Genomic DNA, 20,335 nt, shown 5'->3' on the forward strand with positions numbered 1-20,335 from the left:
AAGTCATGGCCTTTTCACAAGCGGTAAGCGGTCTGAACGCTGCAGCGACCAACCTCGATGTCATTGGTAACAACATCGCCAACTCCGCCACTTACGGTTTTAAATCCGGTACGGCATCCTTTGCCGATATGTTTGCCGGCTCTAAAGTGGGCCTGGGCGTTAAAGTGGCGGGTATTACCCAGGACTTTACCGATGGTACCACCACCAACACCGGACGCGGGCTGGATGTGGCTATCAGCCAGAACGGTTTTTTCCGTATGGTTGACAGCAATGGTTCTGTTTTCTTCAGTCGTAACGGTCAGTTCAAACTCGATGAAAACCGCAACATCGTTAACATGCAGGGGCTAAAGCTGACGGGCTATCCAGCGACCGGTACGCCGCCGACAGTTCAGCAAGGTGCGAACCCAGGGCCGATCACGATCCCTAATACATTGATGGCGGCACAGGCAACCAGCAAGGCCTCAATGCAGATCAACCTGAACTCATCGGATAAAATCCCGACAACGACAACGTTCGATCCGAAAGATGCTGACAGCTATAACAAAAAAGGTCCTGTCACCGTTTATGACAGCCTGGGCAATGCCCACGAAGTTAACGCCTATTTTGTAAAGCAGCCTGATAACAAATGGGCTGTCTATACCATTGATAGCAGCGACCCTAAGGCTGCTGTGCCAACCGCACCAACGTCCACACTGGAATTTAATACCAATGGGTCGTTAATCGGCGGCGGTACATTCAATATCACCACATCCGCTCTTAATGGCGCACCCGCAGTCACCTTCGCCATGAGTTTCCAGAACTCCATGCAGCAGAACACTGGCGCAAACAACATTGTTGCCACTAATCAGGACGGGTACAAACCAGGCGATCTGGTGAGCTACCAGATTAACAATGACGGTACCGTAGTCGGTAACTACTCCAACGAACAGAAACAGGTTCTGGGACAGATCGTGCTGGCAAACTTTGCCAACAACGAAGGTCTGGCATCTCAGGGCGATAACGTCTGGGCAGCAACTCAGGCCTCTGGTGTGGCGCTGCTGGGTACCGCGGGTACGGGGAACTTCGGCAAGCTGACCAACGGTGCGTTGGAAGCTTCTAACGTGGATTTGAGTAAAGAACTGGTGAATATGATCGTCGCTCAGCGTAACTATCAGTCGAATGCGCAGACTATCAAAACCCAGGATCAGATCCTTAACACACTGGTCAACCTGCGCTAAGCGCCTGACGGGATGGCTTAATGGATCACGCAATATATACCGCCATGGGCGCGGCCAGTCAGACGCTGAATCAACAAGCGGTGACGGCCAGCAACCTGGCAAATGCCTCCACACCGGGTTTTCGTGCTCAGCTCAACGCGCTGCGCGCGGTTCCCGTAGAAGGGCTTTCACTGCCGACACGTACGCTGGTGGTTGCTTCCACGCCTGGGGCCGATATGACGCCAGGCCAGATGGATTATACCTCCCGTCCGCTGGATGTGGCCTTGCAGCAGGATGGCTGGTTGGCTGTGCAGACCGCTGATGGCAGCGAGGGATACACCCGCAATGGCGCTATTCAGGTGAGCCCAACCGGTGAACTGACCATTCAGGGACATCCGGTGATCGGCGAAGCTGGGCCGATAGCGGTACCGGAAGGGTCGGAAGTGACTATCGCCGCTGACGGAACGATTTCGGCGCTCAACCCAGGCGATCCCGCGAATACGGTGGCGCCGGTAGGACGTCTGAAGCTGGTTAAAGCGACGGGAAGTGAAGTGCAACGTGGTGATGATGGCATGTTCCGTCTGAATGCGGCAGCGCAAGCTACCCGGGGACCGACACTGCAAGCCGACCCCAGCATCCGCGTGATGTCGGGGGTACTGGAAGGCAGTAACGTCAAACCCGTTGCGGCGATGAGCGATATGATTGCCAGCGCTCGCCGCTTCGAAATGCAGATGAAGATTATCAGTAGCGTGGATGATAACGCGGGCCGCGCCAACCAACTGCTGTCGATGAGTTAATACAGGACATTTTATGATCAATTCATTATGGATCGCCAAAACCGGCCTGGACGCGCAGCAAACCAACATGGATGTGATTGCCAACAACCTGGCAAACGTCAGTACGAATGGTTTTAAACGCCAGCGTGCGGTGTTTGAAGATCTGCTGTACCAGACGATTCGTCAACCGGGAGCGCAGTCTTCTGAACAGACAACACTGCCGTCCGGTTTGCAGATTGGTACCGGTGTACGTCCGGTTGCGACCGAACGTTTGCACAGCCAGGGTAATCTGTCACAGACCAATAACAGCAAAGATGTGGCGATTAAAGGCCAGGGCTTTTTCCAGGTCATGTTACCGGATGGGACGTCAGCCTATACACGTGATGGTTCTTTCCAGGTGGATCAGAACGGTCAGTTGGTCACGGCGGGTGGTTTTCAGGTACAGCCTGCAATCACTATCCCGGCTAACTCGCTGAGCATCACCATTGGACGAGACGGTATTGTCAGTGTGACTCAGCAGGGTCAGGCTGCGCCTGTTCAGGTGGGACAACTCAACCTGACGACCTTCATGAATGATACTGGCCTGGAAAGTATTGGTGAAAATTTGTACACCGAAACGCAATCGTCCGGCGCACCGAACGAAAGTACGCCGGGGCTGAACGGCGCGGGCCTGTTGTACCAGGGTTATGTGGAAACCTCTAACGTCAACGTGGCGGAAGAACTGGTCAACATGATCCAGGTTCAACGTGCTTATGAAATCAACAGTAAAGCGGTATCGACCACCGATCAGATGCTGCAGAAACTGACGCAACTCTAAAGTGATGTCCGGTGGGGTGAAAGCCTCACCGGCGCACTGATTTTGAAGATGAAGGCAATGCGAAAATACGCGCTTCACCCATACCCGATTTTGGCCCTGCTGGTGGTTTCACTGACAGGATGTGCCTGGATCCCGGCTACTCCGCTCGTCCAGGGCGCGACGACTGCTCAGCCAGTTCCAGGCCCGACGCCGGTGGCGAATGGATCAATATTTCAGTCTGCGCAGCCGATTAATTATGGCTACCAGCCGTTATTTGAAGACCGCCGTCCGCGCAATATTGGCGATACGCTGACTATTGTATTGCAGGAAAACGTCAGTGCGAGCAAAAGCTCCTCGGCGAATGCCAGTCGTGATGGCAAAACTAACTTTGGTTTTGACACGGTACCACGTTACCTGCAGGGGTTGTTTGGCAACGAGCGTGCCGATGTAGAGGCTTCTGGCGGCAACTCGTTTAACGGTAAAGGCGGCGCGAACGCCAGAAACACCTTCAGTGGTACGTTGACCGTGACGGTTGATCAGGTACTGGTGAATGGCAATTTACACGTAGTGGGTGAAAAACAGATTGCCATTAACCAGGGTACTGAATTCATTCGCTTCTCTGGAGTTGTTAACCCGCGCACCATTAGCGGCAGCAACTCTGTACCGTCAACGCAGGTTGCGGATGCGCGTATTGAATATGTCGGTAACGGCTATATCAACGAGGCGCAGAATATGGGCTGGTTGCAGCGTTTCTTCCTTAATTTATCGCCGATGTAAGCGAGGTATCCAGTGTTTAAAACTCTTGTTGGAATGGTACTGGTACTGGCTACCACCTTTGCGCATGCCGATCGCATTCGTGACCTGACCAGTGTTCAGGGGGTGCGTGAAAACTCGCTGATAGGCTACGGGCTGGTGGTGGGACTGGACGGTACGGGTGACCAGACCACCCAGACACCGTTTACCACGCAAACGCTGAATAACATGCTCTCGCAACTGGGTATTACCGTGCCGACGGGCACCAATATGCAGTTGAAAAACGTGGCGGCAGTGATGGTGACCGCATCATTCCCGGCGTTTGGTCGTCAGGGACAAACCATCGATGTGGTGGTTTCTTCGATGGGGAATGCCAAAAGCCTGCGTGGCGGGACGTTGCTGATGACACCGCTGAAAGGGGTCGATAGCCAGGTGTATGCGTTGGCGCAGGGGAATATTCTGGTCGGTGGTGCAGGTGCCGCAGCGGGTGGAAGTAGTGTCCAGGTGAACCAGCTTAACGGCGGACGTATCACCAACGGTGCTATTATTGAACGTGAGTTACCCACCCAGTTTGGTGGCGGTAATACCATTAATCTGCAGCTGAATAATGAAGATTTCACCATGGCGCAGCAGATAACCGACACCATCAACCGTTCTCGCGGATTTGGCAGTGCGACTGCGCTGGATGCTCGCACGATTCAGGTACGCGTCCCGAGTGGCAATAGCTCGCAGGTACGTTTCCTCGCGGATATCCAGAATATGGAAGTGAACGTCACGCCGCAGGACGCGAAGGTGATTATTAACTCCCGTACGGGATCGGTGGTAATGAACCGTGAAGTGACGCTGGATAGCTGCGCTGTAGCACAAGGCAACCTGTCGGTTACGGTTAACCGCCAGGCGAATGTCAGCCAGCCGGATACCCCGTTTGGTGGTGGACAAACTGTGGTGACGCCACAAACGCAGATCGATTTGCGCCAGAGCGGGGGGGCGTTGCAGAGCGTCCGTTCCAGCGCCAACCTGAACAACGTCGTACGTGCATTGAATGCGCTGGGGGCAACTCCGATGGACCTGATGTCTATCCTGCAGTCCATGCAAAGTGCAGGTTGTCTGCGCGCCAAACTGGAAATCATCTGATGATTGGTGATAGCAAACTGCTGACCAGCGCAGCCTGGGACGCACAATCACTGAACGAACTGAAAGCGAAAGCGGGCCAGGACCCGGCGGCAAATATCCGCCCGGTCGCCCGCCAGGTAGAAGGGATGTTCGTGCAGATGATGTTGAAAAGCATGCGTGAGGCGCTGCCAAAAGACGGTGTGTTTAGCAGCGACTCCACGCGTTTATACACCAGCATGTATGACCAACAGATCGCCCAGCAGATGACGGCTGGAAAAGGACTGGGACTGGCAGAAATGATGGTCAAGCAGATGACGCAAGGACAGGGGCAACCTGCGGATGATACGCCGCAGGTGCCGATGAAGTTCTCGCTGGAAACGGTGACCAGCTATCAAAACCAGACGCTGACACAACTGGTCCGTAAAGCCATGCCCAGAACCACAGAAAGCAATGATGAGCCGCTGTCGGGTGACAGCAAAGACTTCCTGGCTCAACTTTCGTTGCCGGCAAAACTGGCCAGTCAGCAGAGTGGGGTTCCTCATCATCTGATTCTGGCGCAGGCTGCGCTGGAGTCCGGGTGGGGGCAACGACAAATTCGACGGGAGAACGGCGAGCCGAGCTTTAACATTTTTGGGGTAAAAGCCTCGGGAAGCTGGAAAGGGCCGACCACTGAAATTACCACCACCGAATACGAAAACGGTGAGGCGAAAAAAGTGAAAGCGAAATTCCGTGTTTATAGCTCCTATCTTGAAGCACTGTCGGATTATGTCGGTCTGATATCCCGCAATCCGCGTTACGCAGCGGTGACCGGTGCCGCGACCGCTGAGCAGGGTGCCCAGGCATTGCAGAATGCCGGTTACGCCACCGACCCTAACTATGCGCGCAAATTAACCAGTATGATCCAGCAGCTAAAATCGATGAGCGAAAAGGTGAGTAAAACCTACAGCACGAATCTCGATAATCTCTTTTAAATAGCTCAAGTCTGCTGACCTGCTGCCGATAATACCGAGTATTGAAGGATTACAAGGAACCTCCATGTCCAGCTTGATTAATAACGCGATGAGTGGACTCAGCGCAGCGCAGGCCGCGTTGAACACTGCCAGTAATAATATCTCCAGCTATAACGTTGCCGGATATACCCGACAAACGACAATTATGGCGCAGGCGAACAGCACGCTGGGTGCGGGGGGCTGGGTCGGCAATGGTGTCTATGTTTCTGGCGTACAGCGTGAGTATGACTCATTTATCACTAATCAGTTACGTGCGGCGCAGAACCAGAGCAGCGGTCTGACGACACGTTATGAGCAAATGTCAAAAATCGACAACCTGCTTGCCAGCAAAACCAGTTCGATCTCAACGTCGATGCAGGGCTTTTTTACCAGTCTGCAGACGTTGGTGAGCAACGCAGAAGATCCGGCGGCGCGTCAGGCACTTATCGGTAAAGCTGATGGCTTAGTCAATCAGTTCAAAACGACGGACCAATATCTGCGCGATCAGGATAAACAGGTCAATATTGCTATTAAAGCCAGCGTCGATCAGATCAACAACTATTCGAAGCAAATTGCCAGCCTTAACGACCAAATCTCCCGCTTGACCGGCGTTGGCGCGGGTGCATCACCTAACGATTTGCTCGATCAGCGCGATCAACTGGTGAGTGAGCTGAATAAGATTGTCGGCGTGGAAGTCAGTATTCAGGACGGCGGCACCTATAACGTGACCATGGCGAATGGCTATTCGCTGGTACAAGGCAGCAATGCTCGCCAACTGGCCGCTGTACCTTCCAGCGATGATCCCTCTCGCACGACCGTCGCTTATGTTGACGGCGTGGCCGGAGAAGTTGCCATCCCGGAAAAGCTGATCACGACCGGCTCGCTGGGCGGGCTGTTGACGTTCCGTTCGCAGGAACTCGACCAGACGCGTAATACCCTTGGCCAGTTGGCTCTCGCCTTTGCTGATAGGTTTAACACGCAACACAAAGAAGGTTTTGATGCCAACGGCGCTCAAGGCAAAGACTTTTTCGAGATTGGTGGCCCGGCAGTTCTTAGCAATACAAAGAATAAAGGGACAGGTGCGCTTGACGTTAAAATGACGGATAGCTCGTCGGTGCAGGCAACCGACTATAAAATTACTTTTGATGGCACTGACTGGCAGGTAACCCGCCTGGCTGACAATACCAGCTTTAAGCCGGCGATCACTAACGAAAAAATGTCTTTTGATGGGCTGGAAATCACCGTCAAAAATGGTGCGCTGGCAAATGACAGCTTCACGGTGAAACCCGTGGGTGACGCCATTATTAATATGAAAGTGGCGGTGACCGATGAGTCGAAAATCGCCATGGCTGAAGTGTCCAAAAATGACACTGATCCCAATGCCGATAAAGGAAAGAGCGATAACCGTAACGGCCAGAAACTGCTGGATCTGCAAACCAAGGCAACCGTCGGGAATAAAACCTTTAACGATGCTTACGCTACGCTGGTGAGCGATGTCGGGAACAAAACGGCGACCTTAAAAACCAGCAGCACTACGCAAAACAACGTAGTCACTCAGCTTTCAAATCAGCAACAGTCTATTTCCGGGGTTAACCTCGACGAAGAGTACGGGAATTTGCAGCGTTATCAGCAGTATTACCTGGCCAACGCTCAGGTGCTGCAAACGGCGAATTCGCTCTTTGATGCACTGCTGAATATTCGCTAAGGGAGAGGAACTCAATGCGTATCAGTACTCAGATGATGTACCAGCAGAACATGCGCGGCATCACCAACTCTCAGGCTGAATGGTTGAAATTTGGCGAGCAGATGTCAACGGGGAAACGCGTGAACAACCCGTCTGATGATCCGATTGCCGCATCACAGGCCGTGGTACTTTCACAGGCTCAGGCGCAGAACAGCCAATATACGTTGGCGCGTACTTTCGCGACGCAAAAAGTGTCACTGGAAGAGAACGTTTTAAGTCGGGCGACGACCGCGATTACCGCTGCGCAGGAAAAGATTGTCAACGCAGGCAACGGTACATTGAGTGATGATAACCGGGCATCGTTAGCAACTGATTTACAAGGGATCCGCGATCAGTTAATGAATCTGGCGAACAGTACTGACGGTAATGGTCGCTATATCTTTGGCGGCTACAAAACGGAAGCGCCACCATTTTCCCAGACTGATGGTGCTTATAGTGGTGGAACTCAAAATATCACCCAACAGGTCGATGCTGCCCGGTCAATGGTGATTGGTCATACCGGAGATAAGATTTTTAACTCGGTGACCAGCAACGCGGTTCCAGAGCCAGACGGTAGCAAGTCAGAAACGAACCTATTCGTCATGTTGGATACCGCTATTGCAGCCCTGAATACGCCGATTGAAGGCAATGATGCGGCCAAAGATGCAGCCAAAGCAGCCATCGATAAGTCCAACCGTGGTCTGAAGAACTCACTGAATAATGTGTTGTCTGTTCGCGCTGAGCTCGGTACGCAACTCAGTGAACTTAGCGCTCTGGACTCGTTGGGGGCCGATCGTGCGTTGGGTCAAACGCAACAGATGAGCAATCTGGTTGATGTTGACTGGAATGCGGCGATTTCTTCTTATGTTATGCAGCAGGCTGCGCTACAGGCGTCATATAAAACGTTTACCGATATGCAGGGAATGTCACTGTTCCAGCTCAACCGGTAACGATCATTTTTGAAACATATCATGAAACTGGATATGTTTGTCTGCCCGCTCCACATACACCCCGGAGCGGGCATTTTTTTAGGCTGTCGTTGTCTGGCTAACCGGTAATTTACCCGTCAGTCTAATTACCAGTGCAACAACGCCGCTGAACGTGGCTAGCGTCACCACGCCTTCCCAGTCTGCCAGCGCATAGACCTGACTTCCGAGTACAGAACCCAGCGCCATGCCGATAAACACCATAGTGAATAGCAACGCATTCAGACGACCTCGTGCCTGAGACTCCAGGCTATAAACCAGATTCTGGTGGGCAACCAGGCTTGACTGCAGCCCGAGATCAAAGCCTATCGCCGACAGGGCAATCAGCAACCATTGCCCCTGTACTGGTAAGGCCGGAAGCAGGAACATAAGTGCAAAAGAAAGCGTGACTAACAGCGCGCCCAACTGTGTTACCCGTCCGGCACCGACTTTATCTGCCAGATGGCCTGCCATAGGGGCTGCCAGCGCTCCGGCTGCCCCTGCAATGCCAAATGCTCCCGCCATCGCACTGCCCATGTGGTAATGCTCAGATAGCATAACCGCCAGTGTTGACCAGAAGGCGCTGAAGGCAACAGACAGAAAGCCCTGCGCCAACGCCGCCCGGCGCAGCGCAGGATAACGACGCCACAGTTGCGCCATGGAGAGCAGTAATGCCGGATAACTCAGCGTGGAATGGACCGTAAAGCGGGGCAGCATTGTCCACATCAGCACGGCAATCACAGCAATACTGACGGCGGCGAGTTGATACATTTCCCGCCAGCCATAGGCCTCACCTACCAGCCCGCTGACGGTCCGTGAGAGTAAGATCCCCAGCAGCAGACCGGTCATGACGGTACCCACTGTTTTCCCCTGTTTACCTTCAGGTGCAAGGATGGCTGCGGCAGGCACAATATCCTGAGCCATGGTCGCTGCCATTCCCATCAATAAGCTAACCAGCAGTAGCGAATGTAACTGTCCGGTAAAGCTGCAGGCCAACAGCAGTGCGGCAAGAGCGACGCTTTTTAGCAGGATTAATGTCCGGCGGTCATAACGGTCGCCCAACGGCAACAAAAACAAAATGCCCAGCGCGTATCCTGCCTGGGTGAGCGTTGGCACCAGACCCATGCCAGTGATGCTTAAGGCCAGGTCCTGGCCCATTAAAGGCAAAAGAGGCTGGGCATAATAGATTGCTGCAACGCTGAATCCAGCGCCCAGTGCCAGAACAAAAATAACCCAACGGGAAAGTGCGGTGTGTGTGTTCACAAATGATTCCTCAATCACGGGATGTGCGGCTATTTTTATCCTTCAAGCGGTAGCACGGTAGCGCGCGCAGTGGTAAAACAGTTATACGCTACACGTATGAATAATGACTAAATGATAAAAACTGAACGTATAGACAGGGTGGAGTTGATGCGCACGTTTGTGCGCATCGTCGAGGCTGGTTCGCTTTCTGCGGCGGCAAAGCAAATGGGTACCACCCAGGCAACCGTCAGTCGACGACTGCAATCCCTTGAGACGCTGTTGGGCGTTAAGCTGATTATGCGTACCACCCATGCAATGAAACTGACTGATGATGGCGAGCGAGGGTATCAGCACGCCAAACACATTATTGATGCCTGGCTGGCGCTGGAGGATGGACTGAACGTCACGGAGGATGAGCCCGTGGGGACGTTGCGGGTTCGGGCACCGCATGCGTTCGGCCAACAGCAACTCCTTGAACCGCTTCTGCAATTCCTTTCCCGCTATCCACAGTTATCCGTTGAGTGGATGCTGAATGATAAGACCGTTGATTTTCTCAGCGATAATATCGACTGCGCTATCCGGGTTGGGGTTGAGGTTGATCCGGCAACGGTTTCGGTATTGTTGGCTGAAGTCCCGCGAAGTATGGTGGCAAGTCCTGAGCTTCTCGCGCAATTTGGGATTTTGGCTCACCCTGAACAGCTATCGGCGCTGCCCTGGATCGCGGTAAATACATTTTATCAGCACAGCGTGTCGTTACTTCATCACCAGCGTAACGAAGCTATCACGTTGAATATTTCTCCCAGATTAAGTACCGACAGTATTTATGTCGCCAGAAATGCTGCACTTGCGGGGCTGGGGGTTACCCTTGTCTCAAGCTGGATGGTTGAAGACGATATAGCCTGCGGAAGATTGATTACGCTATTACCTGACTGGCATGCGTCGTCATTGCCCGTGCATTTGGTTTATCCCTGGGCACGTTATTATCCAACCCGCTTACGCAAATTTCTGGCATTGATGAAAGATGTTATGCCACAGGTAACGGGGATGAGGGGCGTTCACGACGTATAAAAAAAGCCGACCCTGAGGTCGGCTTTTTCATTGCTTATGACTTACTCAACAGGCTGCGGGCGCGTTGCTGGTGCGGTTGCCTGATGGCTGGCACTGTGTCCACCTGCCGCACCTTTACCCTCAAAGGCAAAAGCAGGGCGCTGCCAGTCGCTATGACGCGGCGCTTCTGGTACATATTCAGGTGCTGGTGCACGAGTCATCGGTGCGGTCGCATGGCTGTGAATCAGTTCAGCGTCTACGCTGGCTGTCGCGACTTCGGCCACTGTGGCTGGCGCTACGGCACTCATCGCATCTTTCGGCGCTTCAACAATGGGGGCTGCCTCAACAACCGGCGCAACCTCAACAACTGGCGCAACCTCACTAACCTCTTCAACCACTTCTGGCTGGGAAGCTACGGTTTCAACAGGCTCTTCGGCTACTGCTGGTGGTGCGACGTCAGCAACAGGCTCAGCTTGTGCGGCAATCTCTTCGGCAACAGGTGCATCAGCGACGGCGATAATCTGCGGTTGTTCAGCAACCGGAGCGGCAATCACTTCCGGATGTGCCGTTTCAGCCACAACAGTCTGCGTTTCCGCTACGCTAACATCAGGTTGCACGACGTTTTCCTGTACAGGGACATCCGCAATGTGCTCTACGACAGCAGCAGCGACTTGAGGCTCTACTGCCACAGCCGTGTTTTGTTCCTGATCCAGTTTCTGTTCGCGCTGTTCTTCAACCTGCATGTCCTGAGCACGGGCAACAGGGTAGCTAATCCAGACTTTGCCGGATGCTAATTCAGGAGAAGCACAGGCAACCGTTAACGGCATCGGCGACTGAACCGGATAACGTTCGTCACGATAGCGACGACGACGCTGCCCGCTTACGCGCAGATGGCGAGGAGAACGACGCGAGCGACGAGGCATACCGTTGTTATCTCGTGCTTCGTTGTTGTCTTCTTGCTCTGGTGCAACGACTGCTGGTAAATCGACTTTAGCCAGTTCGGTACGTTGAGCCGGTGCGGACTGTTCAACAGGTTGAGCAACAGCGGTTTCAGCAACGATGGTTGCAGTAGACACTTCGGCTTCAACCGGCGCGCTGTCGGTGAATCGAACTTTCTGATTCAACTGACGCTGTTTACGACGAGTCTGCGGCTGACGCACGCGTTCTTCCTGCTCGGAATCCTGTGCAGGCTGTTCAGCCTGGTTCAGCTCTTTAACTTCCTGCTGCGCCTGACGCTTATCATCGTTGCGACGGCGGTTACGTTCACGACGCGGAGCCTGCTGCTCGTCGCCGGATTTCGCTTTATCTGCAACTTCGCTGGATTGCTGGCGGTTGTCACGCGCTTCAGCATTCTGCTGCTGCGCCTGACGACGGTTACGACGATTTTCATCGCGGTTTTCGCCATTTTCTGAACGTTCGTTGCGGTTGTCACGATCGCCACGGTTGTCGCGGTTATCACGGCGTTCGTTGCGGTCGCGACGATTGTTTTGGCGCGGCTTACGACGATCCTGCTGGCGTTCAGCTTTTTCTTCGGCTTTCGGTGCGGGTTGCTCCACCGGTTTCACTTCTTCGCTACCACTAAAGATAGACTTCAGCGCGCCGAAGAAACGGCTAATCAAACCAGGCTGTGCGGCTGTTGCGGCCGCTGTTGCGGCAACTTTTGGCGCAGAGGCAGGTTTCGCAACGGGTTCTTGTAGCGCCGGGGCAGGCGGAACATCAGGCATCGCAAACGTTGCGAGTGCCGGTTGTTCAGGTTGCTTACGCTCGACGTATTCTTCTTCCGTCGGCAATGCCATCGCTTCTTCGTGCAGTTTCGGCAGCAGATAGCTCAGAGTTGGCGTCTCTTCCCCTTTGCGTACACGCAGTACGGAATAGTGCGGCGTTTCCATCTGATCGTTTGGCACGATCACACAGCGTACACCATTCTGACGCGTCTCAATGGCATTGACCGCAGTACGTTTTTCGTTGAGCAGATAAGACGCAATGGGTACCGGGACGATTGCGTGAACTTCCTGGGTATTCTCTTTCAGTGCTTCTTCTTCGATCAGACGCAGAATGGAGAGCGACAGCGATTCGTTGTCACGCACGGTACCGGTGCCGGAGCAACGCGGGCAGACGTGGTGGCTGGATTCACCCAGAGACGGGCTCAGACGCTGACGGGACATTTCCAGCAGACCGAAGCGAGAAATATGGCTGATCTGAATACGTGCTCTATCCTGACGAACGGCTTCGCGCAGACGGTTTTCTACCGCACGTTGGTGGCGAACCGGAGTCATATCAATAAAGTCGATGACGATCAGGCCACCAAGGTCACGTAGACGCAACTGACGCGCAATTTCATCGGCAGCTTCAAGGTTGGTGTTAAACGCCGTTTCTTCAATATCGCCGCCGCGGGTTGCGCGTGCGGAGTTGATATCGATAGCCGTCAGCGCTTCAGTGCTGTCGATAACGATTGACCCGCCGGAAGGCAGACGCACTTCACGTTGGAAGGCAGATTCAATCTGCGATTCAATCTGGTAGTGGCTGAACAGTGGGATTTCGCCGGTGTACAGTTTGATTTTGCTGCTGAAATCCGGACGACCCAGCGCAGCGATGTGCTGACGCGCCATCTCCATCACTTTCGGGTTATCGATAAGGATTTCACCAATATCCTGACGTAAATAGTCACGGAAAGCACGAACGATGACGTTGCTTTCCTGGTGGATCAGGAACGGGGCGGGGCGACTTTCAGCCGCTTTTTGAATAGCTTCCCAGTGTTTCAGACGGAAGCTCAGGTCCCACTGCAGCGCTTCGGCAGATTTGCCGACACCCGCGGTACGCACGATAAGCCCCATGCCATCAGGCAGTTCCAGGCTTGCCAGCGCTTCTTTTAATTCGGTACGGTCGTCACCTTCAATGCGACGAGAGATGCCGCCCGCACGCGGGTTGTTTGGCATCAAAACGAGATAGCTGCCAGCCAGACTGATAAAGGTTGTCAGTGCTGCGCCTTTATTTCCGCGCTCTTCTTTATCTATCTGGACGATAACTTCCTGACCTTCACGCAACACATCTTTAATGTTGGGACGGCCATGGGAACTGTAGTTTGCAGGGAAATATTCGCGGGCAATTTCTTTTAACGGGAGGAAACCGTGACGTTCAGCGCCGTAATCAACGAAAGCAGCTTCCAGACTCGGTTCAATACGGGTAATTTTACCTTTATAGATGTTGGCTTTTTTCTGCTCGTGTCCAGGACTTTCGATATCCAGATCGTACAGACGCTGCCCATCTACAAGGGCGACACGCAACTCTTCCTGCTGAGTCGCGTTAATTAACATTCTTTTCATCGTAACTTACTCATTATTCTTACATTGACGACTAAGCTGCGGGCAGAGAAATGCCTTTCCGGGTGTGAACCGATGGCCTCGTGTCTATTCGCGTCGCCAACCTCACGGTTATCGTCAGCTCAAAGAGGCGCAGAGTGTCGGTTGCCTGTATTTCATACGGAAACACAGCGCAATTATCAGGGGAACAGTCTGGGTATTACTCTCCAGAGAAGCTTCCATTGTGCTTGTCGTCTTTCACGCTGTTGGTGCGTTGGCTTCATCTTCTCACCCCAGCGACTTACAGGAGTAAGCAGCTGGGAATTCCAGACTTGCCGCCTTCCTACAACGCGAAATCCATAGAGCACTTACCGGTAAGGACTGCAACCCGCAGCCCGCTAACTGCCTGAAAGATCAATACGTCTTACGCCATTGCTGCGTTGATGATCGGTCGGGCAAAATTGGGTCATTCCGGAAAAGTTCTTGTTTTAACAAGATTCAACACGGAAACAAGCCCATTATTCCACTGCTAACCTTGTTATAGCAAGATGACTTTTGCCATTTATCACCCAGTTACTCACAGTTTTTACACTTCCGCCTGGTGATTGCTTTAATAACCACCAAATCGGTTATGTCAAACTTAAGTAATAGGGTATAGCAGTTAATATAAGCATAGAAAAATGTGTGGCGCGAATCTTGATGGCTATTTAAAATCGGCCCCCATGAAAACAGAGACTCCAGCCGTAAAAATAGTTGCCATTACTGCCGATGAAGCAGGGCAACGCATCGACAACTTTTTGCGCACCCAGCTCAAAGGCGTGCCGAAAAGTATGATTTATCGCATTTTGCGTAAAGGCGAAGTGCGGGTGAATAAAAAACGCATCAAACCCGAGTACAAACTCGAAGACGGGGATATTGTGCGTATTCCGCCTGTGCGTGTCGCTGAGCGTGAAGAAGAAGCGATTTCTCCGAATTTGCAGAAGGTCGCTGCGTTGACTGATGTCATTTTGTATGAAGATGACCATATACTGGTACTTAACAAACCTTCTGGCACTGCCGTTCATGGTGGCAGCGGATTAAGCTTTGGTGTGATCGAAGGTTTACGTGCCTTACGTCCTGAAGCGCGTTTCCTTGAACTGGTGCATCGTCTGGACCGTGATACCTCCGGTGTGTTGCTGGTCGCCAAAAAGCGCTCGGCGCTGCGTTCACTGCATGAACAATTGCGTGAAAAAGGCATGCAAAAAGACTATCTGGCGCTGGTAAGGGGTCAGTGGCAATCGCATGTCAAAACTGTGCAGGCACCTTTGTTAAAGAACATTCTGCAAAGCGGTGAGCGTATCGTGCGGGTGAATCAGGAAGGGAAACCGTCGGAAACCCGTTTTAAAGTAGAAGAACGCTATGCGTTTGCCACGCTGGTACGCTGTAGCCCGGTAACCGGTCGTACTCACCAGATCCGTGTCCATACGCAATTTGCCGGGCATCCGATTGCTTTTGATGACCGCTATGGCGACCGTGAGTTTGATAAGCAACTGTCGGGTACGGGGTTGAACCGGCTGTTCCTGCATGCTGCTGCGTTGAAGTTTACCCATCCCGGTACGGGTGAGGTTATGCGTATTGAAGCGCCGATGGATAATCAGCTGAAGCGCTGCCTTGAGGTATTGCGCAGCAAAGCCTGATACGCGTTGCTTATCAGGCCTACAATCGCGCTATGCGCCGTAGGCCTGATAAGACGCACCGCGTCGCCATCAGGCAGATTAACTAGGCTTTTAACGGATTCATGTCTTCCCGGCGCAGCATCTGACACAATGCGATCAGCGGCAAGCCAATCAGTGTGTTAGGATCGCGGCCCTCCAGACGCTCAAAGAGCGCTATCCCTAATCCTTCACTTTTAAAACTGCCTGCGCAATGTAACGGGCGTTCTTTACGCACGTAATCTTCAATTTCCATGTCACTTAAATGGCGGAAATGGACATCGAACGGTTCAACTTCGGTTTGTAGATGACCGTTAGCTGAATTATAAAGCGCCAGTCCTGTGTAAAAAGTGACAATATTTCCACTGGCTTTGGTTAATTGTTGTCTGGCGTTTTCTTCCGTTAACGGCTTGCCGGTTATTTCACCATCAAGAACACAAATTTGATCAGACCCAATTATCAAATGTGATGGAAACCGATGCGCAAGGGATTGCGCTTTTTCTTGTGCCAGGCGTAACACTAAATGCCGAGGTGTTTCGCCGGGTAAGGGGGTTTCATCAACCTCCGGGGCAGCGCATTCAAACGGGATGGCCAATTTTTCGAGCAAAGCGCGACGCCAGGGAGAGGTGGACGCAAGAATAAGTTGAGGCATATTTTTTCCCCCGCATATAGCGTAATGATGAGAGCCATTTTAAACTATGGACTTCGTCCTTCAAGCTGGCTGCGATGGCTTGTCGTGATCGATTTTAAGTCGATGACCCGCAATGTGTGCGAATTATTGGCAAAAGGCAACCACAGGCTGCCTTTTTCTTTGACTATATGACGTTACAAAGTTAATATGCGCGCCCTATGCAAAAGGTAAAATTACCCCTGACTCTTGATCCGGTTCGTACGGCTCAAAAACGCCTCGATTATGAAGGTATCTATACTTCTGATCTGGTTGAGCGCGTCGCCGATTCTGTAGTCAGTGTGGACAGTGATGTGGAATGCTCCATGTCGTTCGCTATCGATAACCAGCGTCTTGCCGTTATAACCGGTGATGCGAAGGTTTCGGTTACGCTCGAGTGTCAGCGTTGCGGGAAACCGTTCCCACTTCATGTTCACACAACATATTGTTTTAGTCCTGTCCGTTCTGACGAGCAGGCTGAAGCACTCCCGGAAGCGTATGAGCCGATTGAGGTTAACGAATTCGGTGAAATCGATCTGCTTGCAATGGTTGAAGATGAAATTATCCTCTCCTTGCCGGTAGTTCCGGTGCATGATTCTGAACACTGTGAAGTGTCCGAGGCGGACATGGTCTTTGGCGAATTGCCTGATGAAGCGCAAAAACCAAACCCATTTGCCGTATTAGCCAGCTTAAAGCGTAAGTAATTGAGGAGTAAGGTCCATGGCCGTACAACAGAATAAACCAACCCGTTCCAAACGTGGCATGCGTCGTTCTCATGACGCTCTGACCGCAGTCACCAGCCTGTCTGTAGACAAAACTTCTGGTGAACAACACCTGCGTCACCACATCACTGCCGACGGTTTCTACCGTGGCCGTAAGGTAATCGCTAAGTAATCACGCATGACTCAATGGATTTCCCACTTCGGTGAGAAAGACAGAGAGCACAAGCGTGATGAAGCTTAGTGAGGCTTTCCCCGGGTGACTGGGGAAATACCTAACCGGGCAGCGACGATACCTTGACACGTCTAACCCTGGCGTTAGATGTCATGGGGGGAGATTTTGGCCCTACCGTGACAGTGCCTGCAGCATTGCAGGCACTGAATTCTAATTCGCAACTCACTCTTCTTTTAGTCGGGGATCCCGATACAATCACGCCATTACTTGCCAAAGCTGACTTCGAACAACGTTCACGTCTGCAGATTATCCCTGCTCAGTCAGTTATTGCCAGTGATGCCCGGCCCTCGCAAGCCATCCGCGCCAGTCGTGGAAGCTCAATGCGTGTCGCCCTGGAGCTCGTGAAAGAAGGTCGAGCACAAGCCTGTGTCAGCGCTGGTAATACGGGCGCATTAATGGGACTTGCGAAACTCTTGCTCAAACCCCTTGAGGGTATTGAGCGTCCTGCGCTGGTTACGGTTTTACCGCATCAGCAAAAGGGCAAAACGGTGGTGCTGGATTTAGGTGCCAACGTGGATTGCGATAGTACGATGTTGGTGCAATTTGCCGTCATGGGTTCCGTGTTGGCAGAAGAGGTGGTTGGGATTGCCAATCCTCGCGTTGCGTTACTCAATATCGGTGAAGAAGAAACTAAGGGTCTCGACAGTATTCGGGATGCTTCTGCTGTGCTAAAAACAATCCCTTCTATCAATTATATCGGCTATCTTGAAGCCAATGAGTTGCTGACGGGCAAAACCGATGTGTTGGTCTGTGACGGCTTTACAGGTAATGTCACATTAAAGACGATGGAAGGTGTTGTCAGAATGTTCCTTTCACTGCTGAAATCTCAGGGTGAGGGCAAAAAACGGTCGTGGTGGCTGCTGTTATTAAAACGTTGGTTACAAAAAAGCCTGACAAGGCGATTTAGTCACCTCAACCCCGACCAGTATAATGGCGCCTGTCTGTTAGGATTGCGCGGCACGGTGATTAAGAGTCATGGTGCTGCCAATCAGCGAGCATTTGAAGTCGCGATTGAACAGGCAGTGCAGGCGGTGCAGCGACAAGTTCCTCAGCGAATTGCCGCTCGCCTGGAATCTGTATACCCAGCTGGATTCGAACTGCTGGACGGTGGCGAAAGTATCAACTCACGAGTGCACAGGTAACAGTGCCGGCTGAGGGTGCTGTCAACGTACCAGTGATTTGCTCGTGGCGGTATATAACCAAAAAGTGACTGAGCGTACATGTATACGAAGATTATTGGTACTGGCAGCTATCTGCCTGAACAAGTGCGTACTAACGCCGATTTGGAAAAAATGGTCGAGACGTCTGATGAGTGGATCGTCAGTCGTACAGGTATCCGCGAACGCCATATTGCTGGGCCAAATGAAACAGTTGCGACGATGGGCTTTGCTGCCGCTAACCGTGCACTTGAAATGGCCGGCATCGACAAAGAGCAAATTGGTCTGATTGTGGTTGCGACCACGTCATCAACCCACGCATTTCCAAGCGCGGCGTGCCAGATCCAAAGTATGCTGGGGATTAAAGGCTGCCCAGCGTTTGATGTTGCAGCAGCCTGTGCTGGTTTTACCTATGCACTTAGCGTTGCCGATCAGTATGTAAAATCTGGCGCGGTCAAACATGCGCTGGTTGTCGGATCAGATGTGCTGGCGCGCACCTGTGATCCAACCGATCGCGGGACGATCATTATTTTTGGTGATGGCGCGGGTGCGGTTGTACTGAGCGCATCTGAAGAGCCGGGTATTATCTCCACCCATCTGCACGCTGACGGTAGCTATGGCGAACTGCTGACGCTGCCAAATGCCGATCGCGTGAATCCGGAAAACCCGATTCACCTGACGATGGCGGGTAACGAAGTATTTAAAGTTGCGGTTACCGAACTTGCTCATATCGTTGATGAAACGCTGGAAGCAAATAATCTCGACCGTTCTGCGCTGGACTGGCTGGTGCCACATCAGGCAAATCTTCGCATTATCAGCGCAACAGCGAAAAAGCTGGGTATGTCGATGGATAATGTCGTCGTCACGCTGGACAGACACGGCAATACGTCAGCGGCTTCCGTACCGTGCGCGTTGGACGAAGCCGTCCGCGACGGGCGAATTAAAGCAGGGCAGTTGGTATTGCTTGAAGCCTTCGGAGGTGGATTCACCTGGGGCTCCGCGCTGGTTCGTTTCTAGTATAAGGATTTTAATATGACGCAATTTGCATTTGTGTTCCCGGGTCAGGGTTCTCAAACCGTTGGAATGTTGTCTGATATGGCAGCAAGCTACCCAATTGTTGAAGAAACTTTTGCTGAAGCTTCAGCAGCGCTGGGCTATGATCTTTGGGCTCTGACTCAACAAGGTCCGGCAGAAGAACTGAATAAAACCTGGCAGACGCAGCCAGCACTGTTGACGGCATCTGTCGCGCTGTATCGCGTATGGCAGCAGCAGGGGGGTAAAACGCCTGCGCTGATGGCAGGTCACAGTCTGGGTGAATACTCTGCACTGGTGTGTGCAGGTGTTATCAATTTTGCTGATGCCGTGCGCCTGGTTGAACTGCGTGGCAAATTTATGCAGGAAGCCGTTCCGGAAGGCACTGGTGGTATGTCTGCTATCATCGGTCTGGATGATGCCGCTATCGCGAAAGCGTGCGAAGAGTCTGCTGAAGGTCAGGTGGTTTCACCGGTAAACTTTAACTCACCAGGTCAGGTGGTTATCGCCGGGCACAAAGAAGCTGTAGAGCGTGCAGGCGCGGCCTGTAAAGCTGCTGGCGCTAAGCGTGCGTTACCGCTGCCGGTGAGTGTTCCATCTCACTGTGCGCTAATGAAGCCTGCGGCCGAGAAACTGGCTATTGAACTGCAGAAAATTACCTTTAACACGCCGACTGTTTCCGTTGTGAACAACGTTGACGTGAAGTGCGAAACCACCGCCGATGCTATCCGCGATGCACTGGTTCGTCAGCTTTACAGCCCGGTTCAGTGGACTAAAACCGTTGAATTTATGGCATCTCAGGGCGTAGAGCACCTGTATGAAGTCGGTCCGGGTAAAGTCCTCACCGGTTTAACGAAACGTATTGTTGACACCCTGACTGCTTCGGCACTGAATGAGCCGGCGGCGTTGTCTGCGGCGCTAGAGCAATAAAAGAG

The 20,335-nt window shown here is 52.5% G+C and carries 18 protein-coding genes; 15 read left to right on the top strand and 3 right to left on the bottom strand.

From position 1 onward, the window contains the following. Positions 1-5: 5 nt before the first annotated feature. The 8 genes from flgE to flgL all read left to right on the top strand — a co-directional run bounded on the left by flgE (position 6) and on the right by flgL (position 8,296). On the top strand, positions 6-1,217 hold the full coding sequence (flgE, locus tag ACLJXE_RS02475; protein WP_410750003.1) for a flagellar hook protein FlgE: 1,212 nt from the start codon (positions 6-8) through the stop codon (positions 1,215-1,217). Positions 1,218-1,237: 20 nt separating this feature from the next. Then, on the top strand, positions 1,238-1,993 hold the full coding sequence (locus ACLJXE_RS02480) for a flagellar basal body rod protein FlgF (protein ID WP_045441661.1): 756 nt from the start codon (positions 1,238-1,240) through the stop codon (positions 1,991-1,993). A 13-nt stretch (positions 1,994-2,006) separates the two neighbouring features. Beyond that, positions 2,007-2,789 (top strand): flagellar basal-body rod protein FlgG, encoded by a 783-nt coding sequence (flgG, locus tag ACLJXE_RS02485; protein WP_005129045.1) that lies wholly within the window; start codon positions 2,007-2,009, stop codon positions 2,787-2,789. A gap of 57 nt (positions 2,790-2,846) precedes the next feature. Further along, positions 2,847-3,545: a flagellar basal body L-ring protein FlgH gene (gene flgH, locus ACLJXE_RS02490; RefSeq protein ID WP_003836756.1), complete on the top strand. Its 699-nt coding sequence runs from the start codon at positions 2,847-2,849 to the stop codon at positions 3,543-3,545. Positions 3,546-3,578: 33 nt separating this feature from the next. Beyond that, positions 3,579-4,655: a flagellar basal body P-ring protein FlgI gene (locus ACLJXE_RS02495; RefSeq protein ID WP_410750024.1), complete on the top strand. Its 1,077-nt coding sequence runs from the start codon at positions 3,579-3,581 to the stop codon at positions 4,653-4,655. After that, complete coding sequence (flgJ, locus tag ACLJXE_RS02500; RefSeq protein WP_410750004.1) at positions 4,655-5,605, top strand: flagellar assembly peptidoglycan hydrolase FlgJ; 951 nt, start codon at positions 4,655-4,657, stop codon at positions 5,603-5,605. Before ACLJXE_RS02495 ends, flgJ begins: the two co-directional genes overlap by 1 nt. A gap of 64 nt (positions 5,606-5,669) precedes the next feature. Next, positions 5,670-7,328 carry a flagellar hook-associated protein FlgK gene (gene flgK, locus ACLJXE_RS02505; protein ID WP_410750005.1) on the top strand — a complete coding sequence of 553 codons (1,659 nt, stop codon included), beginning with the start codon at positions 5,670-5,672 and terminating at the stop codon, positions 7,326-7,328. A gap of 14 nt (positions 7,329-7,342) precedes the next feature. After that, complete coding sequence (flgL, locus tag ACLJXE_RS02510) at positions 7,343-8,296, top strand: flagellar hook-associated protein FlgL (protein WP_410750006.1); 954 nt, start codon at positions 7,343-7,345, stop codon at positions 8,294-8,296. Between the two features lie 78 nt (positions 8,297-8,374). On the opposite strand, the gene ACLJXE_RS02515 is transcribed toward flgL, so the two are convergent. Next, entirely contained in the window at positions 8,375-9,574 is a 1,200-nt protein-coding gene (locus ACLJXE_RS02515; protein WP_410750007.1) for an MFS transporter, read from the bottom strand. Positions 9,575-9,685: 111 nt separating this feature from the next. Here ACLJXE_RS02515 and ACLJXE_RS02520 point away from each other — a divergent pair, with 111 nt between their 5' ends. Then, entirely contained in the window at positions 9,686-10,621 is a 936-nt protein-coding gene (locus ACLJXE_RS02520; protein ID WP_410750008.1) for a LysR family transcriptional regulator, read from the top strand. Positions 10,622-10,662: 41 nt separating this feature from the next. Here the strand turns inward: ACLJXE_RS02520 and rne are convergent, their stop codons facing one another. Continuing rightward, positions 10,663-13,923 carry a ribonuclease E gene (gene rne, locus ACLJXE_RS02525; protein WP_410750009.1) on the bottom strand — a complete coding sequence of 1,087 codons (3,261 nt, stop codon included), beginning with the start codon at positions 13,921-13,923 and terminating at the stop codon, positions 10,663-10,665. Positions 13,924-14,621: 698 nt separating this feature from the next. On the opposite strand from rne, the gene rluC reads away from it, so the two are divergent. Continuing rightward, positions 14,622-15,575: a 23S rRNA pseudouridine(955/2504/2580) synthase RluC gene (rluC, locus tag ACLJXE_RS02530; RefSeq protein ID WP_286629215.1), complete on the top strand. Its 954-nt coding sequence runs from the start codon at positions 14,622-14,624 to the stop codon at positions 15,573-15,575. Positions 15,576-15,657: 82 nt separating this feature from the next. On the opposite strand, the gene ACLJXE_RS02535 is transcribed toward rluC, so the two are convergent. Further along, positions 15,658-16,242, bottom strand: coding sequence for a Maf family protein (locus tag ACLJXE_RS02535; protein ID WP_286629216.1), 585 nt, complete (start codon positions 16,240-16,242; stop codon positions 15,658-15,660). A 197-nt stretch (positions 16,243-16,439) separates the two neighbouring features. On the opposite strand from ACLJXE_RS02535, the gene yceD reads away from it, so the two are divergent. The 5 genes from yceD (at position 16,440) to fabD (ending at position 20,330) form a co-directional block, all read left to right on the top strand. Continuing rightward, entirely contained in the window at positions 16,440-16,961 is a 522-nt protein-coding gene (gene yceD / locus ACLJXE_RS02540) for a 23S rRNA accumulation protein YceD (RefSeq protein WP_003036239.1), read from the top strand. Between the two features lie 16 nt (positions 16,962-16,977). Continuing rightward, positions 16,978-17,151 carry a 50S ribosomal protein L32 gene (gene rpmF / locus ACLJXE_RS02545; RefSeq protein ID WP_003036242.1) on the top strand — a complete coding sequence of 58 codons (174 nt, stop codon included), beginning with the start codon at positions 16,978-16,980 and terminating at the stop codon, positions 17,149-17,151. 122 nt (positions 17,152-17,273) lie between these two features. Next, a complete protein-coding gene (gene plsX / locus ACLJXE_RS02550) occupies positions 17,274-18,353 on the top strand; it encodes a phosphate acyltransferase PlsX (protein WP_271441739.1) in 1,080 nt (359 codons plus the stop codon). A 78-nt stretch (positions 18,354-18,431) separates the two neighbouring features. Continuing rightward, positions 18,432-19,385, top strand: a complete 954-nt coding sequence (fabH, locus tag ACLJXE_RS02555) for a beta-ketoacyl-ACP synthase III (RefSeq protein WP_005129019.1) — start codon at positions 18,432-18,434, stop codon at positions 19,383-19,385. Positions 19,386-19,400: 15 nt separating this feature from the next. Then, complete coding sequence (gene fabD, locus ACLJXE_RS02560) at positions 19,401-20,330, top strand: ACP S-malonyltransferase (RefSeq protein WP_286629218.1); 930 nt, start codon at positions 19,401-19,403, stop codon at positions 20,328-20,330. Positions 20,331-20,335: the final 5 nt, after the last annotated feature.

It is taken from the genome of Citrobacter sp. U14242, from assembly GCF_046555775.1.
In the GTDB taxonomy this organism is placed as follows: Bacteria; Pseudomonadota; Gammaproteobacteria; order Enterobacterales; family Enterobacteriaceae; genus Citrobacter.

Coding starts and splice junctions, on each gene's coding strand:
- rluC (WP_286629215.1), top strand. CDS start 14,622: ATGAAAACAGAGACTCCAGCCGTAAAAATAGTTGCCATTACTGCCGAT.
- fabD (WP_286629218.1), top strand. CDS start 19,401: ATGACGCAATTTGCATTTGTGTTCCCGGGTCAGGGTTCTCAAACCGTT.
- flgG (WP_005129045.1), top strand. CDS start 2,007: ATGATCAATTCATTATGGATCGCCAAAACCGGCCTGGACGCGCAGCAA.
- flgL (WP_410750006.1), top strand. CDS start 7,343: ATGCGTATCAGTACTCAGATGATGTACCAGCAGAACATGCGCGGCATC.
- ACLJXE_RS02480 (WP_045441661.1), top strand. CDS start 1,238: ATGGATCACGCAATATATACCGCCATGGGCGCGGCCAGTCAGACGCTG.
- flgE (WP_410750003.1), top strand. CDS start 6: ATGGCCTTTTCACAAGCGGTAAGCGGTCTGAACGCTGCAGCGACCAAC.
- yceD (WP_003036239.1), top strand. CDS start 16,440: ATGCAAAAGGTAAAATTACCCCTGACTCTTGATCCGGTTCGTACGGCT.
- rpmF (WP_003036242.1), top strand. CDS start 16,978: ATGGCCGTACAACAGAATAAACCAACCCGTTCCAAACGTGGCATGCGT.
- ACLJXE_RS02520 (WP_410750008.1), top strand. CDS start 9,686: ATGATAAAAACTGAACGTATAGACAGGGTGGAGTTGATGCGCACGTTT.
- fabH (WP_005129019.1), top strand. CDS start 18,432: ATGTATACGAAGATTATTGGTACTGGCAGCTATCTGCCTGAACAAGTG.
- ACLJXE_RS02495 (WP_410750024.1), top strand. CDS start 3,579: ATGGTACTGGTACTGGCTACCACCTTTGCGCATGCCGATCGCATTCGT.
- rne (WP_410750009.1), bottom strand. CDS start 13,923: ATGAAAAGAATGTTAATTAACGCGACTCAGCAGGAAGAGTTGCGTGTC.
- flgK (WP_410750005.1), top strand. CDS start 5,670: ATGTCCAGCTTGATTAATAACGCGATGAGTGGACTCAGCGCAGCGCAG.
- flgH (WP_003836756.1), top strand. CDS start 2,847: ATGCGAAAATACGCGCTTCACCCATACCCGATTTTGGCCCTGCTGGTG.
- flgJ (WP_410750004.1), top strand. CDS start 4,655: ATGATTGGTGATAGCAAACTGCTGACCAGCGCAGCCTGGGACGCACAA.
- ACLJXE_RS02535 (WP_286629216.1), bottom strand. CDS start 16,242: ATGCCTCAACTTATTCTTGCGTCCACCTCTCCCTGGCGTCGCGCTTTG.